This window comes from Archangium sp. (genome assembly GCF_036389735.1).
Classification (GTDB): Bacteria; Myxococcota; Myxococcia; order Myxococcales; family Myxococcaceae; genus Archangium.
In genome coordinates, this window is the sequence record NZ_DASVWK010000833.1 from 1 (window position 1) to 6489 (window position 6489).

Here is a 6489-nt window from a genome sequence, read left to right on the forward strand (position 1 = left end):
CGGCGGCCTGGTGCACGAAGGTCGTGCAGTAGAGCAGTGAATTTCCCGCCGGGCGGGGCGTCGAGCCCATCCATCCAAGGAGATTGTCCGATGCGCGCATGGCTGGCGATCCTGTCCCTCTCGATCCTCTTCCTCCTCCCGACCCAGGCCGACGCGGCCACGCTGCGCTGCGGCAACCAGCTCGCCTCGGACGGGGCCTCCAAGGCGGATGTCCTCATGCGGTGCGGCGAGCCGCTGACGAAGGAGAGCCGCACCGAGTCCGTGGGGGAGAAGGTGAAGCAGAAGGACGGGGACACCTCCACCACCTCCGAGAAGATCGTCTACAAGACGATCGAGGAGTGGACGTACAACTTCGGCCCCAACCGGCTGATGCAGGTGGTGGTGTTCGAGAACGGCAAGCTCGTCGACGTCCAGAGCAAGGGCTACGGGCGGTAGCCAGGAGCGCTCAGCGCCTGCCGCACAGGAGCGCGTTGGCGAGCAGCCCCACCCCTGTCGAGGCCACGCAGCACGCCACCACGCCCGGCCAGCCCCACGCCTGCCACGCGAGCCCGGGTAGCACGGAGCCCAGCGTCCCTCCCAGGTAATAGAAGGTGAGGTAGAGCGCGCTGGCGCTCCCCTTCGCGGTGCGCGCGGTGGTGTTCACGAAGGCGGGCGCGACGGCCTGCGCGGTGAAGGTGCCCAGCACCAGGACGACGAGGCCGGCCACCACCACCGGGAGCGGACGCGCCAGGGCCGCCACCATGCCCAGCGCCTCCACGACCAGGCCGATGGCCAGCAGCCGCTGGATCGGGAAGCGCCCGGACAGCCGCCCCACCACGGGGGCGATGAACACCCCCGCGAGGTAGACGAGGTAGATGCTGGAGACGAGCTCCGTGGACAGCAGGTAGGGCGGCGCGGAGAGGTGGTACGGCAGGAAGGTGAAGAGGCCGATCCACCCGAAGAAGAGCGAGGCGCCCACGAGGAAGGCCCCGAGCAGCGGCGGGTGCGCGAGGTGGGCGAGCATGCCCCGGTAGGCGGCCCCCCACCCGCGATGCTCCGAGACCGGCACCGGCGCGAGCCCCCGCGCCAGGGTGAACGCGGCCAGCAGGGAGGAGAACGAGAAGGCGACGAAGGCGGAGCGCCAGCCGGCGTGCGCGGCGATCCACCCGCCCAGGACCCGCCCCACGAGCCCACCCACGACACTCGCCGCGATGATGCCGGCCACCACCGAGCCGAGCTCGCGCGGGCGGTACCGGTCTCCCGCGTAGGCGACCACCACCGCCGTCATCCCGGGCACCAGCGCGCCCTGCACGGCCCGGAGCCCCACGAGCATTCCAAACGAAGGAGCGAACGCGCACGCCAGCGTGGCGGCGGAGCGCAGCACCGTGGCCCCCACCATGACGCGCTTGCGCCCGAGCACATCCGAGAGCGGACCGTAGAAGCTCGACGCCGCCGCGATGGCGAGCACCACCGCCGACACCGTGAAGCCCGCCCGGGCTGGCCCCACGCCGAACTCCCGCGACAGCAGCGGGAGGATGGGCTGGGTGAGGTACATGTCCGCGTAGGCCGCGACGGTGCCGAGGTAGAGGGCGAGCGTCCCGCGCCCACCCGCCTCCGGAGGGTCCGGTTCCATGGGGGCGCGAACATACCCCGTCCCCCGAAGGCCCCTTGCTCGTCCTGCGAGTCTCCGTGCACCCGAGCACCGGGTGACCCTTTCCGGGGATCCCCCGCGCACTCACCGTGTAGACCATGGATCCAACTCCCACGTCCGACGTCCTCGGCCTCGACAAGCGGCAGCGGCTCCTGCTCGCGGGTCTGGTCGCCGTCCCGGTCTATGTCCTCCCCGTTGGCCTCTGGGGATTGCGCGCGATGCGGCCTCGCTTGCTGCGCAATGCCCTCTCGGGGGCCATCACCCTGGGCATGCTCTCCCTGCTCGGCATGAGCGTCCGGGGCCTCGCCCGGGTGAAGACCCTCCAGGCAAGCGACACCAACCGGTGGAAGCTGCCCAACTTCCGCTGGCTCATGCCGGAGGAGTTCGCCGCCTCGGCCGCCTCGGGCCACTGAGCCTCGACGCCTCCTGGCGTTCACGACGAAACAGTCCTTCTGGCGCCTTGCGTCACGGCCGGGAGGACGTCCTCCGCGCCCCCGCGCCTCGAAGCACGTGATCCGCTGTTGAGATATAGGACCGCGTGCCCCACGGGGCGGGAGGCAGTCGTGTCACTCAGTGTTCTGGACATGTTCACCATCGGCATCGGTCCCTCGAGCTCGCACACCGTGGGGCCCATGCGCGCCGCGAGGCTGTTCGTCGAGGCTCTCGCGAGCGCGGGCAAGCTCGGCTCCGTCCAGTCCGTGAAGGCGGAGCTCTTCGGCTCGCTCGGGCATACCGGCAAGGGCCATGGCAGTGACGTCGCGCTCCTGCTCGGCCTGGAGGGCGAGCGCCCCGAGGAGGTCGACTGCGACGCCGTCCCCGCGCGCATCTCCCGCCTCACCGAGACCTCGACGTTGAAGCTGCTCGGCGAGCACGCCCTGCGCTTCCGTCCCTCCGAGGACATCGTCTTCCACAAGCGGCAGTCCCTGCCCCGGCACCCGAACGGCATGCGCTTCACCGCGGTGCTCTCCGGGCAGAGCGAGCCCTTCCTCCGCGCCTACTACTCGGTGGGCGGTGGCTTCGTCGTCAACGACGACGGCACCCCGTCCACGGGCGCCAGCGGCCAGGCGCGTCCCATCCCCTACCCCTTCAAGACGGGCGCGGAGCTGCTGGCCCTCTGCCACCAGCACGGGCTGAGCATCAGCACGCTGATGATGGAGAACGAGAAGGCGCTGCGGCCGGAGGCCCAGGTGCGCTCGGGACTGCTGCGCATCTGGGAGGTCATGCAGGCGTGCGTGAAGCGCGGCTGCGAGCGCGAGGGCATCCTCCCCGGCGGGCTCAAGGTGAGGCGGCGCGCGGCCGCCATCCACCGCAAGCTCAAGGGCGACATGCGCGGCTCGGATCCGCTGCTGGCCATGGACTGGGTGAACCTCTACGCCCTCGCGGTGAACGAGGAGAACGCGGCCGGCGGGCGCGTGGTGACGGCCCCCACCAATGGCGCGGCCGGCATCGTGCCCGCGGTGCTCCACTACTACCGCCGCTTCGTGCCCAACGCGGACGACGAGGGCGCCGTCCGCTTCCTGCTCACCGCGGGCGCCATCGGCATGCTCTACAAGCTCAACGCCTCCATCTCCGGCGCCGAGGTGGGCTGCCAGGGTGAGGTGGGCGTCGCCTGCTCCATGGCCGCCGCCGCGCTCACCGAGGTGATGGGCGGCACGCCGGAGCAGGTGGAGAACGCGGCGGAGATCGGCATGGAGCACAACCTCGGCCTCACCTGCGATCCCATCGGCGGGCTCGTCCAGGTGCCGTGCATCGAGCGCAACGCCATGGGCTCCATCAAGGCCATCAACGCCGCGCGGCTCGCGCTCCAGGGCGATGGCAAGCACAAGGTGTCACTCGACAAGGTCATCGCCACCATGCGCCAGACGGGCGCGGACATGATGACCAAGTACAAGGAGACCGCACGCGGAGGTCTCGCGGTGAACATCATCGAGTGCTGAACGCTCACGTTGGAATGTTCAGATGCGGTCTGAATCTCATCCCCTCTGAATCCAAGACCCCCGCCTCCTCGCCCGAGAGGCGGGCGGCTGATGTTCGTAAAATCCCAGTCATAACGAAACATCTCGGGGCCCCCCTTTTCGAGTGCGTATGATGCGAGCCCGACCGCGGGGGGGCGGTTTGATCAACCATTGAAGAAAGAGCTCGCATGAATTCGAGACGACCGCTCAGCGCCTTGTTGCTCGCGATGAGCCTGATGACCGCGATTGCGTGCACCGATCCGAACACCAACCCCGGTGGGAACGATGGAGGCGGAGGCACTGGAGAAGAGCAGCCCACGCCCCTGCCCACGGACCCCAACGACCCGAGCAACGCCAGCAAGGACACCGACTGCGACGGCTTGAGCGATCTGGTCGAGTACAACACGACCTACGAGAGCGGGCTGAAGACGAACCCCGGCCTGGCGGACACCGACGGTGACGGGCTCCAGGACGGGCTCGAGCTGGGCATCATCAAGCCGGTGACGGGCACCGCCTGCACCCTGCCCCAGGACGCGAGCGAGCAGCTGAAGACGAGCCCCGTCAAGGCGGACTCCGACAGCGACGGCCTGCGCGACGGCGTGGAGGACGCCAACCGCAACGGCAAGGTGGACGATGGGGAGACCCACCCGCTGTTCCGGGACACCGACTGCGATGGTCTGCTCGACGGCCCGAACGCCGGCGGTGTGACGGGCGAGGACCAGAACGCCAACGGCACCCACGAGGCCAACGAGACGGACGCTCGCCGCTTCGATACCGACGGCGATGGCCTCTCGGACGGCATGGAGCGGGGCGCCACCACCAACCTGGATACCGCGAACTGCTCCGGGGTCTTCCGCCCCGACACCAACCCCGGCACCACCACGGATGCCACCAACCCGGACTCGGATGGTGATGGCGTGGATGATGGCGCCGAGGACACCAACCAGAACGGCAACGTGGACACCGGTGAGCTGGACCCCAAGGATGGCACCGATGCCAGCGGTCCGGTCGGCCAGGTGTGCACCGCCAACAACCTGCGCCCCGTCATCTTCAAGTCGGAGGACGGCGCGGACATCACGCTGGCGCTGCCCCCCTCCTTCAACGAGGTGACGCAGATCAAGGTGGGCACCGAGGTCAAGGGCCTGGTGGGCTACGACAGCACCACCAAGGTCGCCTTCCTCGCCTTCCGGAGCACCCCGCCCGCGGGCGCCACCGACCCGCTCGGTGACGAGGAGGCGCTGCGGCCCTCCATCGAGTCCAAGGGCGCCCTGCGCAATCGCACCGCCCAGACGTTCAAGACCTGGGAGGGCTTCCAGGCCGTGCAAGCCTTCTATGACCAGAGCGGGGGGACCACGGACCTCAAGCGCCGCGCCGACCAGCTCGTGGACGCGCTGGTGCCGGGCAGCACGGGCCGCCTCAGCGCCGACGCGGCGGGTGTCGTGGGAGACTTCCGCCTCCAGACGCTGTTCGTGCACCGCTCGGCCCAGAGCATGGTGGTGCTCGTCGCGCTGGCGCCCTACGTGAACGTGACGGGAACCAACCGCGGCACGCCCGCGGCCTTCTCCATCAAGGATCTCTCGGACGGCTCCGCGCTCGCCCAGTTCGGTGAGCCCACGGCGGTGCAGTGCGAGCCCTTCAAGCTCTCGTCGTCGAAGGTGGACTTCCTCTTCATCGTGGACGACAGCGGCTCCATGGCCAGCTCGCAGACCGCGCTCGCCACCGCCGCCCAGAAGGCGGTGGATTCGCTCAACGCCTCGTCGCTGGACTGGCGCATGGCCATGGTCACGTCGAGCTACCACCTGGGCGCCGCGGATAACTCGAGCAACTACTCCAGGGTGCGGCGCTTCACCCGCAACGTGAACAAGGTGACGGCGTGGCTCTCCCAGAGCAGCACGTGCGACGCCACCACCAAGGTGTGCAGCAAGCCCGCCGCGCCCAATACCGCCTCCTGCCCCGGCGACAACTCCGAGGGCGCCAACGGCGGCTGCTGGGTGGGCATCAATGGAAATCCCGCCGAGGGCCTGCTCGGCGCGGCCCGCAAGGCCGTGGATGACATGACACCGGGCACCAATCCGGGCGCCGCCGAGTCCGACCTCAAGGCGCGCAGCGACGCCACCCTCGTGGTCGTGCTGCTCGGCGACGCGGACGATCAGACCAGCGGCTACACCACGTCGGCCACCAACTGCGGCTCGGGTGGCACCACGGACAAGGCCGGCACCGGTTGCGAGGCCGTCGTGAACTTCACGAGGTTCTTCGGCGACCGCACGGAGATCCTCCCCACCAACAAGACGGGCAGGCCCATCACCGTGCACGGCATCGTGTGCCCGTCCGGCAAGGCCTGCGGCTGCACCGGCACCGGGACGTGTGACCTCAGCAACTCCGGTCGCGAGTTCAACCCGCAGCCCGCCAACGGCCCGCAGCGCCATGCCACGGTGGTCAACGCCACCGGCGGCGTGCTCGGCTCCATCCTCGATCTCAACTCCATCGGGGCCTCGATGGATGCGATCATCGACGACGCCATCGGCAACGCGGGTTACAAGACCCTCAAGCCGCCCATCGGCGCCTCCATCAAGGTGGCCGTGGCGGGCGTGCGCGACCCGGCGACCTGCTCGGCCAACAACGTCCCGCGCAGCAACGTCAACGGCTTCGACTTCGACGGCAGCGCGCGCACCCTCTCGCTCTTCGGCTCCTGCCGCCCGGCGAGCGACTCCTCCCAGGTGGCCGTCTCCTACCGGTACTGGGTGGACGAGGTGAAGGATCCCAACGGCGGCGTCCCGTGCAAGGACGACCCGGCCTACAGCCCCACCGAGCCGGATCACTGCACCGGCGACAAGCTCGGCTGCAACGAGGCGGGCAACCAGTGCGTCTGCAAGCCCAACTGCGGTGACAGCTGCGGCACGGGCA

The 6489-nt window shown here is 69.5% G+C and carries 5 protein-coding genes; 4 read left to right on the forward strand and 1 reads right to left on the reverse strand.

Features of this window, described 5'->3' with window-relative positions; all coding sequences use genetic code 11:
- Positions 1-90 precede the first annotated feature (90 nt).
- The gene (locus tag VF794_RS29725; protein ID WP_331116233.1) at positions 91-435 is read left to right on the forward strand and encodes a DUF2845 domain-containing protein; all 345 of its coding nucleotides are present in this window, start codon (positions 91-93) and stop codon (positions 433-435) included.
- A gap of 10 nt (positions 436-445) precedes the next feature.
- Here the strand turns inward: VF794_RS29725 and VF794_RS29730 are convergent, their stop codons facing one another.
- Positions 446-1612, reverse strand: a complete 1167-nt coding sequence (locus tag VF794_RS29730) for an MFS transporter (RefSeq protein ID WP_331116235.1) — start codon at positions 1610-1612, stop codon at positions 446-448.
- A gap of 116 nt (positions 1613-1728) precedes the next feature.
- Between VF794_RS29730 and VF794_RS29735 the strand changes: the two genes are divergently transcribed.
- The 3 genes from VF794_RS29735 to cglD form a co-directional block, all read left to right on the forward strand.
- On the forward strand, positions 1729-2043 hold the full coding sequence (locus VF794_RS29735; protein ID WP_331116236.1) for a hypothetical protein: 315 nt from the start codon (positions 1729-1731) through the stop codon (positions 2041-2043).
- A gap of 150 nt (positions 2044-2193) precedes the next feature.
- Positions 2194-3567, forward strand: a complete 1374-nt coding sequence (locus VF794_RS29740; protein WP_331116237.1) for an L-serine ammonia-lyase — start codon at positions 2194-2196, stop codon at positions 3565-3567.
- 206 nt (positions 3568-3773) lie between these two features.
- Positions 3774-6489, forward strand: a 2716-nt coding sequence (gene cglD, locus VF794_RS29745) for an adventurous gliding motility lipoprotein CglD (protein ID WP_331116239.1), incomplete at its 3' end; no start/stop codon positions are given.